The sequence below is a fragment of the Streptomyces sp. NBC_00483 genome (assembly GCF_036013745.1).
Classification (GTDB): Bacteria; Actinomycetota; Actinomycetes; order Streptomycetales; family Streptomycetaceae; genus Streptomyces.
The window spans coordinates 4,079,048-4,095,400 of the sequence record NZ_CP107880.1 but is presented as its reverse complement, the minus strand read 5'-3'; the positions used below and the strand labels follow the sequence as shown (position 1 = coordinate 4,095,400).

Annotated in this window: 15 protein-coding genes and 1 other RNA gene; 14 read left to right on the top strand and 2 right to left on the bottom strand. The window is 70.7% G+C overall.

Annotated elements, in window-relative coordinates:
* The first annotated feature begins 14 nt into the window (after positions 1-14).
* From smpB to dacB, 3 genes are all read left to right on the top strand, one after another.
* On the top strand, positions 15-560 hold the full coding sequence (gene smpB, locus OHA73_RS18095) for an SsrA-binding protein SmpB (RefSeq protein WP_266718643.1): 546 nt from the start codon (positions 15-17) through the stop codon (positions 558-560).
* 126 nt (positions 561-686) lie between these two features.
* Positions 687-1,074: a transfer-messenger RNA gene (gene ssrA, locus OHA73_RS18090) on the top strand.
* A 110-nt stretch (positions 1,075-1,184) separates the two neighbouring features.
* The gene (gene dacB, locus OHA73_RS18085; protein ID WP_327655546.1) at positions 1,185-2,768 is read left to right on the top strand and encodes a D-alanyl-D-alanine carboxypeptidase/D-alanyl-D-alanine endopeptidase; all 1,584 of its coding nucleotides are present in this window, start codon (positions 1,185-1,187) and stop codon (positions 2,766-2,768) included.
* Between the two features lie 17 nt (positions 2,769-2,785).
* On the opposite strand, the gene OHA73_RS18080 is transcribed toward dacB, so the two are convergent.
* A complete protein-coding gene (locus tag OHA73_RS18080; RefSeq protein ID WP_327655545.1) occupies positions 2,786-4,054 on the bottom strand; it encodes an MFS transporter in 1,269 nt (422 codons plus the stop codon).
* A 106-nt stretch (positions 4,055-4,160) separates the two neighbouring features.
* On the opposite strand from OHA73_RS18080, the gene OHA73_RS18075 reads away from it, so the two are divergent.
* From OHA73_RS18075 to OHA73_RS18050, 6 genes are all read left to right on the top strand, one after another.
* Complete coding sequence (locus OHA73_RS18075; protein WP_327655544.1) at positions 4,161-5,138, top strand: LysR family transcriptional regulator; 978 nt, start codon at positions 4,161-4,163, stop codon at positions 5,136-5,138.
* Between the two features lie 158 nt (positions 5,139-5,296).
* A complete protein-coding gene (locus tag OHA73_RS18070) occupies positions 5,297-6,115 on the top strand; it encodes a hypothetical protein (protein ID WP_266710876.1) in 819 nt (272 codons plus the stop codon).
* The gene (locus tag OHA73_RS18065) at positions 6,116-8,305 is read left to right on the top strand and encodes a glycosyltransferase (RefSeq protein WP_266710874.1); all 2,190 of its coding nucleotides are present in this window, start codon (positions 6,116-6,118) and stop codon (positions 8,303-8,305) included.
* Positions 8,302-9,765 (top strand): acyltransferase family protein, encoded by a 1,464-nt coding sequence (locus OHA73_RS18060; RefSeq protein ID WP_266710872.1) that lies wholly within the window; start codon positions 8,302-8,304, stop codon positions 9,763-9,765. The genes OHA73_RS18065 and OHA73_RS18060 overlap by 4 nt, the downstream gene beginning before the upstream one ends.
* A gap of 161 nt (positions 9,766-9,926) precedes the next feature.
* Positions 9,927-11,297, top strand: coding sequence for a nitrate/nitrite transporter (locus tag OHA73_RS18055; protein ID WP_327655543.1), 1,371 nt, complete (start codon positions 9,927-9,929; stop codon positions 11,295-11,297).
* 124 nt (positions 11,298-11,421) lie between these two features.
* Positions 11,422-12,585, top strand: coding sequence for a uroporphyrinogen-III synthase (locus OHA73_RS18050; RefSeq protein ID WP_327655542.1), 1,164 nt, complete (start codon positions 11,422-11,424; stop codon positions 12,583-12,585).
* A 98-nt stretch (positions 12,586-12,683) separates the two neighbouring features.
* Here the strand turns inward: OHA73_RS18050 and OHA73_RS18045 are convergent, their stop codons facing one another.
* Positions 12,684-13,256: an anthrone oxygenase family protein gene (locus OHA73_RS18045; protein ID WP_327655541.1), complete on the bottom strand. Its 573-nt coding sequence runs from the start codon at positions 13,254-13,256 to the stop codon at positions 12,684-12,686.
* Positions 13,257-13,349: 93 nt separating this feature from the next.
* On the opposite strand from OHA73_RS18045, the gene OHA73_RS18040 reads away from it, so the two are divergent.
* The 5 genes from OHA73_RS18040 (at position 13,350) to OHA73_RS18020 (ending at position 16,276) form a co-directional block, all read left to right on the top strand.
* Positions 13,350-13,892, top strand: coding sequence for a GNAT family N-acetyltransferase (locus OHA73_RS18040; RefSeq protein ID WP_327655540.1), 543 nt, complete (start codon positions 13,350-13,352; stop codon positions 13,890-13,892).
* Positions 13,893-13,957: 65 nt separating this feature from the next.
* Positions 13,958-14,566, top strand: coding sequence for a CGNR zinc finger domain-containing protein (locus tag OHA73_RS18035; RefSeq protein ID WP_327655539.1), 609 nt, complete (start codon positions 13,958-13,960; stop codon positions 14,564-14,566).
* A gap of 113 nt (positions 14,567-14,679) precedes the next feature.
* Positions 14,680-14,784 (top strand): CGNR zinc finger domain-containing protein, encoded by a 105-nt coding sequence (locus OHA73_RS18030; protein WP_403855055.1) that lies wholly within the window; start codon positions 14,680-14,682, stop codon positions 14,782-14,784.
* Positions 14,785-14,858: 74 nt separating this feature from the next.
* A complete protein-coding gene (locus tag OHA73_RS18025; RefSeq protein WP_266710860.1) occupies positions 14,859-15,464 on the top strand; it encodes a sigma-70 family RNA polymerase sigma factor in 606 nt (201 codons plus the stop codon).
* Positions 15,461-16,276, top strand: coding sequence for an anti-sigma factor family protein (locus OHA73_RS18020; RefSeq protein WP_266710858.1), 816 nt, complete (start codon positions 15,461-15,463; stop codon positions 16,274-16,276). Before OHA73_RS18025 ends, OHA73_RS18020 begins: the two co-directional genes overlap by 4 nt.
* Positions 16,277-16,353 lie beyond the last annotated feature (77 nt).

Sequence of the window (16,353 nt, the reverse complement as noted above, 5' to 3'; positions counted from 1 at the left end):
CTATGGCCAAGGCAATGTATGTACCGAAGGAGTCCCAGCCCAAGCAGGGCAAGGGGGCGTCGTCCGAGAAGAAGGACGGCAAGCGCAAGATGGTCGCGCAGAACAAGAAGGCGCGCCACGACTACCTGATCATGGACACCTACGAGGCCGGCATCGTGCTGACCGGCACGGAGGTCAAGTCACTGCGGCAGGGCCGCACCTCGCTGGCCGACGCCTTCGTCCAGATCGACCGGGGCGAGGCCTGGCTGCACAACGCCCACATCCCCGAGTACAACCAGGGCACGTGGACGAACCACGCGGTGCGCCGCAAGCGCAAGCTGCTGCTGCACCGCGAAGAGATCGACAAGCTGGAGTCGAAGTCCGAGGAGACCGGTCACACGATCGTGACCCTGGCGATCTACTTCAAGGACGGCCGGGCGAAGGCCGAGATCGCGCTCGCCAAGGGCAAGAAGGAGTACGACAAGCGGCAGACGCTGCGCGAGAAGCAGGACCGGCGGGACTCGGACCGGGCGATCGCGTCGGCGAAGCGGCGGCAGCGGAACAACGAGCGGATGGGCTGACGCCCGTCCGTCAGGAATACGCTGGCATCGTCGTACGTTGGTCACGTACGATGGGGTTGTTCCTCACGCAGGGACGCCGGATCGAGAGATCCACGGGTCGCAAGGCCCACCTTGAAAAAACAACATGGGGATGATCGGTTTCGACAGCGGATGTCGAAGCAGGGGAAGCGTGTCGAGGAAGCGGCAATGATCTCGTTAACCATATGTCGCAACCAATAATCGCCAATTCTAAGAGCGATTCCCAGTCCTTCGCCCTCGCTGCCTAATAACAGCGACTGAAGGACCCTAAAAGGGTGTCAGCCCGGGAGTGTTCCCGACCCGGATCCTGGCATAATCTAGGGAACTAAACTTTTCCGTCCGGCCACGGGGCGGAAAAGGAAATCAAACAGTGGCTGGGCCCGTCGGCGACTTGTTCGCGTGATCACCGGGGCCGAGAAAATCGAAGCGAACTGCGCACGGAGAAGCCCTGCTGCTGCACCGTTGGACGCGGGTTCGATTCCCGCCATCTCCACCATCGTTTCATCCCATGCGATACGGGCCCGACTGTTCACACAGTCGGGCCTTTGTCGTTGGCTCAGTTGTGGGTCTTGGCGGGACCCTGCGCTTCCGGGATGCTCCTGTGGCATGAGGAGACGTAAGGGATCGAGATGGGCCCTGCCCGCCGTAGCCGTCGTCGTTGCCGCCACGCTGAGTTGGGGAGCGCCCGCCGGCGCCGATTCCACCCCCAGTGGGCTGCCGGAGGCGATCGACACGATTCTCGGGGACGCGCGGATGGAGGGCGGCGCGGCGAGTGTCGTCGTGGCCGACGCGAAGACCGGGGAGACCCTGTACCAGCACAATCCGACCGGGCGGCTGATGCCCGCCTCCAACACGAAGCTCGCCACCTCCACCGCGGCGATGGGGGTCCTCGGCCCCGACTACCGGTTCGGCACGGACGTGCTCGCCGGTGGGCGGGTGCGGAGCGGGGTGCTCGACGGGGACCTGTATCTGCGCGGCACCGGGGACCCGACCACCCTCGCCGCCGACTACGACAAGCTCGCCGCCGACGTCGCCGCGGCCGGTGTGAAGCGGGTCAGCGGGCGGCTGGTCGCCGACGACACCCGGTTCGACGACCACCGGATCGGTGACACCTGGGGCGGCGACGACGAGTCCTCGTACTACGCCGCCCAGATCTCGGCCCTCAGCGTCGCCCCGGACACCGACTACGACACCGGGACCGTCATCGTCGAGGTGAAGCCCGGCGCCAAGGCGGGGGACAAGCCGGCCGTCAGCGTCACGCCGAAGAACCGCTACGTGCACATCGACATGCGGGCGTCCACCGTTGGGGCCGGGGGAGACGACACCGTCGCCGTCGAGCGGCGGCACGGGACCAACACCATCTCCGTGAGCGGCACCGTGCCGGTGGGCGGTGACACCACCAAGGAGTGGGTGACCGTGTGGGAGCCGACCGGGTACGCGGCCTCCGTGTTCCGGGACGCGCTCACCGCGCACGGGGTGAAGGTCGGCGGGTCCACCAAGCTGGGGCGGGCCACGCCCGCGGGCGCGAAGCGGCTCGCCGCGCACGAGTCCATGCCCCTGAAGGACCTGCTGATCCCGTTCATGAAGCTCTCCAACAACATGCACGCCGAGTCCCTCACCAAGGCCATGGGGTACAAGGCGACCGGAAGGCCCGGGAGTTGGGGTGACGGCATCGACGCCGTCGCCGACTATCTGAAGGGCGCCGGGGTCGACGCCAGCAAGCTGCGGCAGGTCGACGGGTCCGGGCTCTCGCGCAAGGACAACTTCGCCGCCCGGCAGCTCGCCGACCTCCTCCTCTCCGTACAGGACGAGCCCTGGTACGCCGACTGGTACAAGTCGCTGCCCGTGGCCTGCGACCCGGACCGGTTCGTCGGCGGGACGCTGCGGAGCCGGATGTGCGACACGCCCGCCGCTCTCAACGCCCGGGGGAAAACCGGGTCGTTGACGGGCGCGTCGGCGCTGTCCGGGTACGTGAAGGATGCCGACGGGCGGCTGCTCGTCTACAGCGTCGTCCAGAACAACTACCTCGTCGACTCCGTGAAGCCGCTCGAGGACGCCATCGTCGTGACCCTCGCGAAGTCGACCTCGAAGGAGGCGACGGCCGCCGTGCCGAAGTCCACGCGCGCCGTGCCGGCCGCCGAGCGGGACGGCGACCTGGAGTGCTCGTGGCGCAAGCCGGCCACATGCTGAGCCTCTAGCGGGATCCCTTAGCGGGATCCCTGGCGGGCGGACCGTACGTACGCGTACAGCGCCAGCAGTAGCGCGCACGCCGCCGCCGTGACCGGCACCGTGTACGCCGCGGTGGGGCCCCAGTGCTCCACCGCGGCGCCGCCCGTCGCGGAGCCGCAGGCGATGCCCGTGAGGATGCCGGTCACGGCGAGCGTCATGCCCTCGTTCAACTGGCCGGTGGGCGTGCGCTGTTGGACCAGGGTCATGCCGGTCACCATCGTCGGTGCCGTGGCCATGCCCGCGACAAGGAGCGCGCCCCCGAGGACGTACAGGGAGCCCGTGAGCCAGGCGGCGAGCAGGGGCAGCGTCATCAGGGCCGCCATCGCCGCCACGCAGAGCGGATGGCGGCGGGCCGCCGGGCCCGCCGGTCGCCACGCCCCGTAGGCCAGGCCCGCGGCGCAGGAGCCCGCCGCCTGGAGCGCCAGGATGCCGCCCGCCCACACCTTGTGGCCCTGCGCGTCGGCGAAGGCGACGGTGACCACTTCGAGCGAGCCGAAGATCGCGCCCGTGGCGAGGAAGGCGAGCAGCAGAGGCGGCATGCCACGCGCGCGTAGCGGCGTTTTCGTCGCCTTCGTACGCGCGTGGGGCGGCGGTTCCGTCGCCCGTTGCGCGGCGAAGATCAGTACGCCGGTCACCATGAGCACGACGCTGACCAGGGTGCCCGCCTCCGGGAACAGCGAGCCGCACAGGAAGGCGGCCGCTACGGGGCCGAGCATGTAGCAGAGCTCGTCCGCCGCCTGCTCGAAGGAGTTCGCCGTGTGCAGGGCGTCCGGGGTCTCCTTAAGGAGGTGCGCCCAGCGGGCCCGGGACAGGCCGCCCGTGTTGGGGGTCGTCGCGGACGCCAAGTAGGCGGCGAACAACGTCCAGTTGGGCGCCCCGAAGTGCACGCACAGGAGCAGGGCGAGCGAGCCGCAGGCCGATATGACGGTGGCCGGGACCGCGATCCGCGCCTGGCCGTGGCGGTCCACGAGGCGGGCCGTCCACGGTCCGACGAGCGCGTTGGCGACCAGACCTGTGGCGGTGACGGCGCCCGCGAGTGCGTACGAGCCGCGCGAGCCGGAGATCATGATCACCGCGCTGATGCTGAACATCCCTTGCGGGAAGCGGGCGATGAGGTTGCCGAGGGTGAAGGCGCGGGCGCCGGGGATGGCGAACAGTCGGGTGTAGGACGTGGCGGAGGAGGGCGGGGAGCCGGTGGACGTGGGAGCGGCGGAGGTGGAGCCGGTGGACGTGGGAGCAGTGGGCATGCGAAGAGCGTCGCCGCAGGTCACGTGCGGGGTCCAACACTTACTCGGTGCCGATTCACGCCCCTGTGTTGTTAATTTTCACGCGCCTGCGTTGTAAGTTCGCCCGATGCCTCCAGCGAACGTCGAACCCCGCCTGCTGCGCGCCTTCCTCGCCGTCGCCGACGAGCTGCACTTCACCCGCGCCGCCGCCCGGCTCTACGTCGCCCAGCAGGCGCTCAGCCGCGATATCCGGCGCCTGGAGCGGGAGTTGGGCGTCGACCTCTTCGGCCGCACCACCCGGCAGGTGACGCTCACCACGGACGGGGCCCGGCTGCTGCCGCACGCGCGGCGCGTGATCGCGGCGCAGGACGAGCTGCTCACGGCCTTCACCGGGCCCGCCGCCACCGACAGGCCGCTGCTCGTCGACATCAACAGCCCGGGTCTCGCGCACGAGCGGGTGCTCGCGCGCGCCCGTGAACTCGCCCCGGACCACGAGCTGATGGCCCGCTACGAGAGCGGCCTGACCGGCGCCGCCGCCGAACTCCTGGCCGGGCGGCTCGATGTGTCCTTCGGCCGGTTCGCCGGGCTCGACCCGGCCGTGCGCGCGCGGCTCTCCCAACAGCCCGTGCGCTACGAGCCGATGGCGATCATGCTGCCCGACGACCATCCGCTGGCGGCGCTCGACGCCGTGCCCCTTGGCCTTCTGGCCGGTGAGTCGGTCTACGCGGGCGCCGGCAACCCCCGCACACCCGAATGGACCGATCTGGCCCGGCAGTTGTTCGAGGGCCGGGGCATCCGTGTCGCGCCGCCGGCGCCGCTCGCCATCGGCAAGAAGGAGTTTCGGCGGATCATGGACAAGTATCGAAATCCGGTCCTCACCGGAGTGGATTTTCCGGCCATGCCGGGTTCGGTGCTGCGACCGCTCGTCGACCCCGTGCCACTGTCACCCGTGTCACTCGTGTGGCGAAAGGGGCGTAAACACCCCGGAATCGCGGCACTTCGGGCCGCCGCGACCGCCGTCGCGGCGGAGAACGGATGGCTTGAACGCCCCGCGGAGGCGTGGATTCCAGCCACAGATGTGCAGATTATGTTGAGTCGTGAATGAGGTGTGTGCGTGGGTGTCACTGGTGTGCGCTACATTCTGGGTTTGGGTGCGATGTGATAGTGGGGGCGCTCGGATCGGGTGGGGGCCCGGTTCGACCGGCGAAAGCCCCACCGTCGCCCGCGCACTCATGAACGTGTCCTTGGGGGGATGTGCGTACGGTGGAGAACTCGCGAGAAGACGGCCTGTCGGGGCCGACCCATGACCCGCACGAGGTGACGGTTCAACTCGACGTCTCAGGGCGTCAGTTGGGCGGTCCGGTCGGCGTGAGACCGGGCGAGGGCGGGAGCGGCGCAGGCGGCGGTGAGGGTCGGGCGGGCCGAGAAGGCGCCGACGACAAGGAACTCCCCGTCTTCGTCGACGACTCGGGGCGGCGCGGCCGCAATTTCCGCCGTTTCGGGGTGGCCGCGGGCCTGGCCATCGCGGTCTACGCGGTTGTCATCGTGGTCACCGTCTTCTCCGGCAACTCCGACGCGCCGTGGCTGCCGATGCCCGCCGAGGGCAAGGGCGCGGGCAAGGTCGGCACCAGGTCGTCCGAGCCCACTCCGTCGACGTCGACGGCGCAGTCTCCGGGTGCCACCCCGGAGTCGAGCGTCACCGGCAGCGCCGTGCCGGGCGCCTCCGCCGCGCCCGGCGCGAGTGCGTCGCCGTCGGCCGGGGACAGCGCCTCCGGGAAGCCGTCCACCGGGACCTCGCCGTCCGGCAGGCCGACGGGCGGCAAGACGACACCGCCCGTCGATCCGTCAGGCCCGGCCGACAGCGACGAGCCGTCGACGGACCCGTCCGAGCCGACCGACCCGACGACGCCGCCGGACGACACCGTGAGCGACCCCGCAGGGGGTCCCGGGACCGACGGCTCGGAAACCCTCGCCGAAGGCGGCCTCGTACAGCTGCTCGTGGCGCCCCTCGTCCAGCCCCTGGACAGCCTTGTCCAGCCTCTGGGCAGCCTTGTCCCGTCCCTGGAAAGCAGCGTCCTGTAGATGTCCGACCGCTCACGCCACGCACGGGTCGGTGCCCGCAGGCGCCGCCTTCCGCTGCGCTATCTGCTGCCCTCGCTCCTGCTCGTCGCGATGATCACGATGCTGATGCTGCGCGGCTACGTCCACAGCGAGATCCTCGCCGACCACCGCATCCGCCCCGAGGCGGCCACCGACAAGGTGCCGGAGAAGATCCTCGACGGCGGGCCCGTCATCGACACCAGGGGCGGCCAGGAGACCAGCCGTTCCATAGGCAAGCACCAACTGGTGCTCACCTTCGACGACGGCCCCGACCCGGAGTGGACCCCGAAGGTCCTCGACGTCCTCAAGAAGCACGACGCGCACGCCGTCTTCTTCGTCACCGGCACCATGGCCTCGCGCTATCCCGACCTGGTGCGCCGCATGGTGGACGAGGGGCACGAGGTCGGCCTGCACACCTTCAACCACCCCGATCTCTCCTACCAGTCGAAGAAGCGGATCGACTGGGAGCTGTCGCAGAACCAGCTGGCGCTCGAAGGCGCGGCAGGCGTGCGCACCTCCCTGTTCCGGCCGCCGTACTCCTCGTTCGCCGACGCGATGGACGACGCGTCGTGGCCGGTGACCAAGTACATCGGCTCGCGCGGCTACATCACGGTCGTCAACAACACGGACAGCGAGGACTGGAAGCGCCCCGGCGTCGACGAGATCATCCGCCGTGCCACGCCCAAGGACGGCAAGGGCGCGATCGTCCTGATGCACGACTCCGGCGGCAACCGCTCGCAGACCGTCGCCGCGCTCGACCGCTTCCTGCCCGGACTCCAGGGCGAGGGCTACAAGTTCGCCAGTCTCACCGAGGCCCTCGGCATGCCCGGCGCGCACACGCCCGTCAGCGGCGTCGAGCTGTGGAAGGGCAAGGCGTGGGTCTACGCGGTGGGGGCCTCGGACAACATCACGGGCGTCCTCGTCGTCGGCCTCGCCGTCATCGGCGTCCTCGTCATGTCCCGCTTCGGCCTGATGCTGATCCTGTCCGCGGTGCACGCGCGCCGGGTGCGCCGCAAGGGCTTCGCATGGGGCCCCCAGGTCACCGAGCCGGTCTCCGTCCTCGTACCGGCCTTCAACGAGGCCAAGTGCATTGAGAACACGGTCCGTTCGCTGACGCTGAGCGAGCACCCCATCGAGGTCGTCGTGATCGACGACGGGTCGACGGACGGCACCGCGCGCATCGTGGAGAACATGCGGCTGCCCGGCGTCCGCGTCGTACGTCAGCACAACGCGGGCAAGCCCGCGGCCCTCAACAGAGGCCTGGCCAACGCCCGGTTCGACCTCGTCGTGATGATGGACGGCGACACCGTCTTCGAACCGGCCACCGTGCGCGAGCTGGTCCAGCCGTTCGGCGACCCGGGCGTCGGCGCCGTCGCGGGCAACGCGAAGGTGGGCAACCGGGACTCGCTGATCGGCGCGTGGCAGCACATCGAGTACGTGATGGGCTTCAACCTCGACCGCCGCATGTACGACATCCTGCGCTGCATGCCGACGATCCCCGGCGCGGTCGGTGCCTTCCGCCGCAGCGCCCTGGAGCGCGTCGGCGGGATGAGCGACGACACGCTCGCCGAGGACACCGACGTCACGATGGCGCTGCACCGCGACGGCTGGCGCGTCGTCTACGCCGAGAAGGCGCGGGCCTGGACCGAGGCCCCGGAGACCGTCCAGCAGCTGTGGTCGCAGCGCTACCGCTGGTCGTACGGGACGATGCAGGCCATCTGGAAGCACCGCAGGGCCCTGGTCGACCGCGGCCCCTCGGGACGCTTCGGCCGCGTCGGCCTCCCGCTGGTCTCGCTCTTCATGGTGCTGGCCCCGCTGCTCGCGCCGCTGATCGACATCTTCCTCCTCTACGGGCTCGTGTTCGGCCCCACGGAGAAGACCGTCGGCGCCTGGTTCGGCGTGCTCGCGATCCAGGCGATCTGCGCCGCGTACGCCTTCCGGCTCGACAAGGAACGCATGACGCACCTGATATCCCTCCCGCTCCAGCAACTCCTGTACCGGCAGCTGATGTACGTCGTGCTGCTCCAGTCCTGGATCACCGCGCTCACCGGCGGCCGGCTGCGCTGGCAGAAGCTGCGCCGCACCGGCGTGGTGGGCGCAGGGCCCGGCGGCCGGGTGCCGCACCAGCGGACGAGCTCCGTCTCCGGTGACGAGCGGAGGCCGGTGGCATGACGCATCCGACGAACGGCGGGAACGGCGAGGGCGTGGACGAGCCCTCGGCGCAGGGAAGTTGGTTCGCCAAGCCGGAACACGGCCGAACCCTGGGCGTCTCCGAGGCCGGATGGCCGGCCGTGCCGCCCGCCAGGACCGGCGCGACGCCGCCCCGCGGACCCGGCGGCGGCCCGGTGCTCACCGACGCGGTGGCCACCGGGGGAGTGGCGGCCGAGGCGACCGCCCGGTTCCCTGAAGTACTCCAGCGGGCCGAAGCCACCAGCCCGCTGCCGGAGGCGGAGGGCCCGCCGCCGGAGGCGGCCCCAGCGCCCAAGAAGCCCGGCCGGGACCGCTATCTCGACCTGCTGCGGTCCGTCGCGCTCGTCCGGGTCATCGCCTACCACCTGTTCGGCTGGGTCTGGCTCTCGGTCGTCTTCCCGTCCATGGGCGTGATGTTCGCGCTCGCCGGATCGCTGATGGCGCGCTCCCTGAGCAGGCCCGCGCTGAGCGTCGTACGAGGGCGGCTGCGGCGCCTCCTCCCGCCGATGTGGCTGTTCAGCGCGCTGGTGCTGCCACTCCTTTTCATCGGCGGCTGGAACCCGGGCAAGGACCCCGACACCGGCGGCGGCGCCTGGGGCTGGCTCGGCATCGTCAACTACGTGATCCCGATCGGCGCCCCCGCCTACCCGTGGGAGATCGCCAACCCGCCCGGCTTCCTGGAGACCACGTGGGCCGAGCAGGGCATCGGCCCGCTCTGGTACCTGCGCGCCTACATGTGGTTCGTGCTCGCGTCCCCGCTGCTGCTCAAGGCGTTCCGCAAGCTGCCGTGGGCGACGCTGTGCGCGCCGCTCGCCCTCACGGCCGTGATCGGCACGGGCCTGGTGGAGATCCCCGGCCGTACAGGGGAGGCCGTCACCGACTTCGCCGTGTACGGCAGCTGCTGGGTCCTCGGCTTCGCGCACCAGGAGGGCGTGCTGCAGAAGGTGCCGCGCTACGCCGCGGTGTCCGGCGCCGCGCTACTCATGGGCTTCGGCCTGTGGTGGGCCTCGGGCCACCTGTCCGAAGAGGGCTGGGATCTGAACGAGATCCCGCTGGCCCAGGCGACCTGGTCCCTCGGATTCGTCGTCATCCTGCTCCAGTACGCGCCGTCCTGGCAGCAGCTGCCGGGCCGGCTCGCCCGCTGGGACCGCCTGGTGACGTTGGCCAACAACAGGGCCGTCACGATCTACCTGTGGCACAACCTGCTCATCATGGCGACGTTCCCGCTGATCGACCTGCTCTACGAACTGCCGTTCATGGACGACAAGTTGAGCTCGGCGCTGGACTCGACGTACATGCTCTGGTCGTTCGTCCTCATCTGGCCGCTCATCGGCCTCGCGATCGTCGCCACCGGCTGGGTCGAGGACCTGGCCGCGAAGCGCAAACCTCGCCTGTGGCCGGACGGCCGCCGGAGCGGCGGCTCGGGGAGCCGGCGCAAGTAAGGGTCGGCGCGCGGAGGGTGAGGCGCAGGGTGGAGCCTCACCCCCGCCCCGCCCTCCAGGTGAGCGCAAAGTTCCCCCGTGGTCACTTCGCGCCACGAAGCGGAAATCCCGCCTCCCTACCTTCGGTCACACAGACGCGAACCGTGACCTGGAGGCGTGAGATGCCTGGCCCCAAGGAACAGACCCGGAGCCGGAACTGGATCGAGCGATGGGATCCCGAGGACGAAGTGTTCTGGGAGGAGACGGGGGCGAAGGTGGCCCGGCGCAACCTCGCCTTCTCCGTCCTCTCCGAACACATCGGATTCTCCATCTGGACCCTGTGGTCGGTGATGGTCCTGTTCATGGGGCCCGAGTACGGGATCGACCCGGCGGGGAAGTTCTTCCTCGTGTCGATGGCGACGCTGGTGGGGGCCTTCGCGCGCGTGCCCTACACGTTCGCCGTCGCGGTCTTCGGCGGCCGCAACTGGACGATCGTCTCGGCGAGCATGCTGCTGGTGCCGTCGATCGCCGCGTTCGCGGTGATGGAGCCGGGCACCTCGTACACCACCTTCATGTGGTGCGCGGCGCTCACCGGCGTCGGCGGCGGCAACTTCGCCTCCTCCATGACCAACATCAACTCCTTCTTCCCGCTGCGGAAGAAGGGCTGGGCGCTCGGCCTGAACGCGGGCGGCGGCAACATCGGCGTCCCCGTCATCCAGCTCGTCGCGCTCGCCGTGATCGGAGCGAGCGGCGGGCCGCGCGTGCTGCTCGGCATCTACATCCCGCTGATCGTCGTCGCGACGGTCTGCTCCGCGCTGTTCATGGACAACCTGGCGACCGTGAAGAACGACACCGGCGCCGCGAAGGAGGCCGTGCGCGACGGCCACACCTGGATCATGTCGTTCCTCTATGTAGGGACGTTCGGCTCCTTCATCGGCTACTCCTTCGCCTTCGGCCTCGTCCTGCAGACCCAGTTCGGCCGTACGCCGCTCCAGGCGGCCGGCGTCACCTTCATCGGCCCGCTGCTCGGCTCGCTCATCCGGCCCGTCGGCGGCAAGCTCGCCGACAAGTACGGTGGCGCGCGCATCACGCTGTGGAACTTCGTCGGCATGGCCCTCGCCACGGCCGTCGTGATCCTGGCCTCGGTCGAGAAGTCGCTCACCCTGTTCACCGTCGCGTTCATCGCCCTGTTCGTGCTGAGCGGGCTCGGCAACGGGTCGACGTACAAGATGATCCCCGGCATCTTCCAGGCGAAGGCGCTGGCCAAGGGGCTCACCGGCGAGGAAGCGGCCGCGTACGGGCGGCGGCTCTCCGGCGCCTCCATGGGGCTGATCGGCGCGGTCGGCGCGCTCGGCGGGCTCGGCATCAACCTGGCGTTCCGGCAGTCCTTCCAGACGGCCGGCACCGGCACCGGGGCCTTCTTCGCCTTCCTCGTCTTCTACGCCGTGTGCTTCGCCGTGACCTGGGCCGTATACCTTCGCCGCTCGGCGTCGCGCACCGTCGCGAGCTCCACGGCGGAGACGAAGCCGCAGCTCAGCTACGCGGAGGTGTGACATTGGCTCCCGTAACACGTACGCAATAACGTTGATCCGGGGCCGACACGGAGCGTTGACAAGCTCGGACCACGCGCCGGTGGGCCCGGTACACGGAAAAACGTCGAGCGGGGCGAGAACCAGCATGGACGAGGAACAGCAGGCCACGAGGCCGGAGCAGGCCCACGGGCCGCTCGCGGGCTTCACCGTGGGCGTCACCGCGGCGCGCCGCGCCGACGAACTGGGCGCGCTGCTCCAGCGGCGCGGGGCCTCGGTGCAGCACGCGCCCGCCCTGCGGATCGTGCCGCTCGCGGACGACAGCGAACTCCTCGTCGCCACCAAGGAGCTGATCGACCACGCGCCGGACGTGGTGGTGGCCACCACCGCCATCGGCTTCCGCGGCTGGGTCGAGGCCGCCGACGGCTGGGGCCTGGGCGAGGACCTGCTCGGGCGCCTTCGTGGCGTCGAGCTCCTCGCGCGCGGCCCGAAGGTGAAGGGCGCGGTGCGGGCGGCCGGCCTCACCGAGGAGTGGTCGCCCTCGTCCGAGTCGATGGCCGAGGTCCTGGAGCGGCTGCTCGACGAGGGCGTCCAGGGGCGGCGCATCGCGGTGCAGCTGCACGGCGAGCCGCTCCCCGGGTTCGTGGAGGCGCTGCGGGAGGCGGGCGGCGAAGTGGTCGGCGTCCCCGTCTACCGCTGGCTCCCGCCGCAGGACATAGGGCCGGTTGACCGCCTCCTCGACGCCACGGTGGCGGGCGGCGTGGACGCGCTGACGTTCACCTCGGCCCCCGCCGCGCAGGCGCTGTTGCGTCGCGCGGAGGAGCGGGGCCTGGAGGCGGAGCTGATCGCAGCCCTGCACCACGACGTGCTCGCGGTCTGCGTCGGCCCGGTGACGGCCGTGCCGTTGCAGGCGCGGGGCGTGGACACGGTGCAGCCGGAGCGCTTCCGGCTCGGTCCGCTGGTGCAGCTGCTGTGCAAGGAACTGCCCGCACGCGCGCGTACGTTGCCGATCGCGGGCCACCAGATGCAGATCCGCGGGCAGGCCGTGGTGGTGGACGACGAGCTGCGCCCGGTGCCGCCCGCGGGCATGTCACTGCTGCGGACGCTGGCGCGGCGCCCCGGTTGGGTGGTGTCCCGCGCGGAGCTGCTGCGCGCGCTGCCGGGCGCCGGCCGCGACGAGCATGCGGTGGAGACGGCGATGGCGCGGCTCAGGTCGTCCCTGGGGACACCGAAACTGATTCAGACGGTGGTCAAGCGGGGGTATCGGTTGGCGCTGGACCCGGCGGCGGACGCGAAGTACGCGGACGTTTAAAGCCCCTGCGGCGATTGAGCAGCGGGGTCCGGGGCGGAGCCCCGAGAGCGTGCGCCGGACGGGCCGAAGGATTGGGGCTCTGCCCCATACCCCGCTGCTCAATCGCCGCAGGGGCTTGATTTGCCCCGCTGGCTCTCGTCCGAAGGCGGGGCTTGCAAGGCCGCAGGGGCAGCGGCTCGCCGCCCCCACACCACCAGCCCCCGCACCAAGCACCCGAGCGCCCCCGTGCACAGCACCGCCCGCACCACGGTCCACGCCACCCACGGCCCCTCGAACTCCTCCCTCACCCGCGCCGGATCGGAGATCCTCGCGGGGGAGCCGGCCGCGGCCAGCGCGTCGTTCAGCGGCACGTTCACCGTCATCGTCAGCAGGAACGCCACCGCGTAACAGGCCAGCGCCGCGAACACCCAGCCGCGCGGCCCCTGTTGACCTCGCACCCGCCAGGCCGCGTATCCGGTGAACACCAGCGCCCCGATGAAGCTCAGGAAGAACACCGGGTTCTGGATGACGTCGTTGATGTGCTGCGTCACCTCGATGTACGTACGGTCGCCGCTGCGCGCCAGGCCGGGCATCACGGCGCACGCGAACACGTAGAACGACCCTGCCGCCAGACCCATGGCGACCGTGGCCGCCCCCAGTACCCATCCCGTGAAACGCGTCGATGTCGTCATGGCCCCAGTCAAGCCGCGGGCCGTGCCGCCCCGACATCGTCGATCCGCGCAACCCCATGCGCGAGCGTCCAGGGGCCCGCGTACCGTACCGGCATGCTGATCACCCCCGACACAGAACTCCGCCGCGCCGTCCCCGAGGACGCCCAGGCGTTGGCCGACGCCGTGGTCCGGAACCGGGAGTTCATGAAGACCTGGGAGCCGTACCGCTCCGAGGAGTACTACACGGCGCGGGAGCAGGCCGAGCGGATCGCCGAGCCCGGTGGGGCGTTGTGGCTGTTGTTCGACCGGTCCGCCGACGGGCGTGTGGTCGGCCGCGCCGCGCTCAACGGCATCCACCTCGGCCCCCTGTGCAGCGCCAGCCTCGGCTACTGGGTCGACTCCGACTACCGGGGCCGGGGCCTGATCCCCGCCGCCGTGGAGGAGGTCTGCCGCGCCGCCCGCGACGAAATGGGCCTGCATCGCGTGGAGGCGGGCACGCTCACGGACAACGAGGCGTCCCAGCGCGTGCTCGCCAAGTGCGGCTTCGTCCGGTACGGGCTCGCGCCCAAGTTCCTCCACATCAACGGAGGTTGGCGCGACCACGTCCTGTTCCAGCGGATCCTCCACGACGATCCTCCGGCGTACGGCCGCGCCTAGGCCGTCAACTCCGGTTCCGGCAGCGGGGGTTCCGGCCACGCCCGCGGACGGGCACTGTAGAGGGCATGGCAGCAGTACCCACAGGGCCCCACCCGCCTGCCCCTGCCCCCTACGAGTTGCGCTTCGACTCCGGGCGTCTCTGCCTGGACCTCGTCGCGACCGCGCACCCCGACGAACGCCTCACGAGCCCCGACCTGCTGCGCGCCTGGCTGGTCGGCGCGGGGCTCGTCCCGGACGCCGCCGCGCTGGCGGACCGCTCGCCCGCCTGGCTCGCCGCCTTCCGCGAACTGCGCGCGCACATAGCCCATTTGGTCCGCGGCGAACTCTCCGGCCGCCCGGTCCCCGGCGCCCTGGAACGGGTCAACCTGCTCGCCCGCGCGGCCCCGCCCGCACCCCGTGCCGTACGCGCGGCCGACGGCACCCTCGTCCGCTCCCTGCACATCGAACCCGGCTGCCCGGCCCTGCTCGCGGCCGTCGCGCGGGACGCCATCGACCTCCTCACCGACCCCACCGCCCGCGGCTCCCTGCGCCAGTGCGAGGGCGACAACTGCCCCATCATCTACCTCGACATGTCCCGTGGCCGCAGGCGCCGTTGGTGCTCCAGCGAGGTGTGCGGCAACCGTGAGCGGGTGGCCAGACACCGGCGCAGGGCGGCGGCTCTGGCCAGGGCCTGAGCGCTGGAGCGTGCGGGCTGGGGTGCCGGGGCCGTCGTGGCGGCCGGAGCCCGGTTCGGCGGCTTTTGTGGCTGGGGGTCCGGGGGTTATCCCCCGGGAGATGCAGCCTCGACATGTCCCGTGGCCGCAGGCGCCGTTGGTGCTCCAGCGAGGTGTGCGGCAACCGTGAGCGGGTGGCCAGACATCGACGCAGGGCGGCGGCTCTGGCCAGGGCGTGAGTCGACTTCCGTAACTCCCTTTGAACATCCGTGAGTTCGTCTGCGTATCCCTCCCGTGAGCCCAGCCGAGAGACATGGCCGAACAGGGGACACCGGAGGTAGGCGTGCGCAAGGATTCCGCCGTGGCCGATGAACGCCCGCCCCGGGCCCGACATCGTGCGCCCCGGCCGCCCGAGCCGGACGAGGAGCTGATGCGCGCGCTCTACGCCGAGCACGCACGGCCGCTTCTGGCCTATGTGCTCCGCTTGGTGGCGGGGGACCGGCAGCGCGCGGAGGATGTCGTACAGGAGACGCTCATCCGTGCCTGGAAGAACGCCGGACAGCTCAACCGAGCGACCGGTTCGGTACGCCCCTGGCTGGTGACGGTCGCCCGGCGCATCGTCATCGACGGCCACCGCAGTCGGCAGGCCCGGCCGCAGGAGGTCGATCCGTCGCCGCTGGAGGTCATCCCCGCGGAGGACGAGATCGACAAGGCGTTGTGGCTGATGACCCTTTCCGACGCGCTGGAGGACTTGACCCCGGCCCACCGGGAAGTACTCGTGGAGACGTACTTCAAAGGACGTACGGTCAACGAGGCGGCCGAGACGCTCGGCATCCCCAGCGGCACGGTGCGCTCGCGGGTCTTCTACGCGCTGCGCTCGATGAAGCTGGCGCTGGAGGAGCGGGGGGTGACGGCATGACGACGGGCCACGGATCGTACGGTCCCTTCGGCCATGAGCAGGCGGGCGACGTGCACGAGACCGTCGGCGCCTACGCGCTCGGCATCCTCGACGACATCGAGGCGAGCGCCTTCGAGGCACACCTGGCGACGTGCGAGCGGTGCGCGCGGAACCTGGAGGAGTTCGCGGGCATGGAGCCGATGCTCGCGGCCCTCGCCGACCTGCCGGCCGAGCGCGGCGCACCCCGGGAGCCGACCCCGCAGATCGGCGACTCCCTCGCGGCCCGCCCGAGCCCCCGCCTCGCGGAGTCCCTCGCCGACGAACTGGGGCGCCGCCGCGCGAAGAAGCGCAGGCGCGGCCTCTACCTGGTCGCGGCCGCCGCGGCCCTGATCATCGGCGGCCCGCTGACGGTGATGGCGGTGACGGACGACGGCGGCAACAACACCGTCGCGGAGCCGCACTCCACCAGCCCCGCCAAGGACGCCTTCTTCAACCACATGACCGACAAGGTGAAGGCCACCGACGCCACCACGAACGTCACGGCGACGATCGGCATGGAGAAGAAGGCCTGGGGCACCCACACCGTCCTGGAACTGAAGAACGTCAAGGGCCCGCTGAAGTGCTCCCTCGTCGCGGTCGGCAAGAACGGCGAGCGCGAGACGGTCACCACCTGGGCCGTCCCGAAGTGGGGCTACGGCATCGACGACAGTGCGAACGCGAACGCGAAGCATCCCCTGTACGTGCACGGGGGCGCGGCCTTCGACCGGGGCCAGATCGACCACTTCGAGGTCGAGACGCTCGACGGAAAGCGGCTCGTGGAGGTGAACGCCTGACCGCACGGCGCCGCACGTAGCCCTACGGGGCCCCCTTCGCGTACCTTTGACGGCTGCCCAGCACGTCAGAAGGGGGC

What these genes read in the sequence shown, in the direction of transcription:
- smpB (WP_266718643.1), top strand. Translation starts at nt 15, where the DNA reads ATGTATGTACCGAAGGAGTCCCAGCCCAAGCAGGGCAAGGGGGCGTCG.
- dacB (WP_327655546.1), top strand. Translation starts at nt 1,185, where the DNA reads ATGAGGAGACGTAAGGGATCGAGATGGGCCCTGCCCGCCGTAGCCGTC.
- OHA73_RS18080 (WP_327655545.1), bottom strand. Translation starts at nt 4,054, where the DNA reads ATGCCCACTGCTCCCACGTCCACCGGCTCCACCTCCGCCGCTCCCACG.
- OHA73_RS18075 (WP_327655544.1), top strand. Translation starts at nt 4,161, where the DNA reads ATGCCTCCAGCGAACGTCGAACCCCGCCTGCTGCGCGCCTTCCTCGCC.
- OHA73_RS18065 (WP_266710874.1), top strand. Translation starts at nt 6,116, where the DNA reads ATGTCCGACCGCTCACGCCACGCACGGGTCGGTGCCCGCAGGCGCCGC.
- OHA73_RS18060 (WP_266710872.1), top strand. Translation starts at nt 8,302, where the DNA reads ATGACGCATCCGACGAACGGCGGGAACGGCGAGGGCGTGGACGAGCCC.
- OHA73_RS18055 (WP_327655543.1), top strand. Translation starts at nt 9,927, where the DNA reads ATGCCTGGCCCCAAGGAACAGACCCGGAGCCGGAACTGGATCGAGCGA.
- OHA73_RS18050 (WP_327655542.1), top strand. Translation starts at nt 11,422, where the DNA reads ATGGACGAGGAACAGCAGGCCACGAGGCCGGAGCAGGCCCACGGGCCG.
- OHA73_RS18045 (WP_327655541.1), bottom strand. Translation starts at nt 13,256, where the DNA reads ATGACGACATCGACGCGTTTCACGGGATGGGTACTGGGGGCGGCCACG.
- OHA73_RS18040 (WP_327655540.1), top strand. Translation starts at nt 13,350, where the DNA reads ATGCTGATCACCCCCGACACAGAACTCCGCCGCGCCGTCCCCGAGGAC.
- OHA73_RS18035 (WP_327655539.1), top strand. Translation starts at nt 13,958, where the DNA reads ATGGCAGCAGTACCCACAGGGCCCCACCCGCCTGCCCCTGCCCCCTAC.
- OHA73_RS18030 (WP_403855055.1), top strand. Translation starts at nt 14,680, where the DNA reads ATGTCCCGTGGCCGCAGGCGCCGTTGGTGCTCCAGCGAGGTGTGCGGC.
- OHA73_RS18025 (WP_266710860.1), top strand. Translation starts at nt 14,859, where the DNA reads ATGGCCGAACAGGGGACACCGGAGGTAGGCGTGCGCAAGGATTCCGCC.
- OHA73_RS18020 (WP_266710858.1), top strand. Translation starts at nt 15,461, where the DNA reads ATGACGACGGGCCACGGATCGTACGGTCCCTTCGGCCATGAGCAGGCG.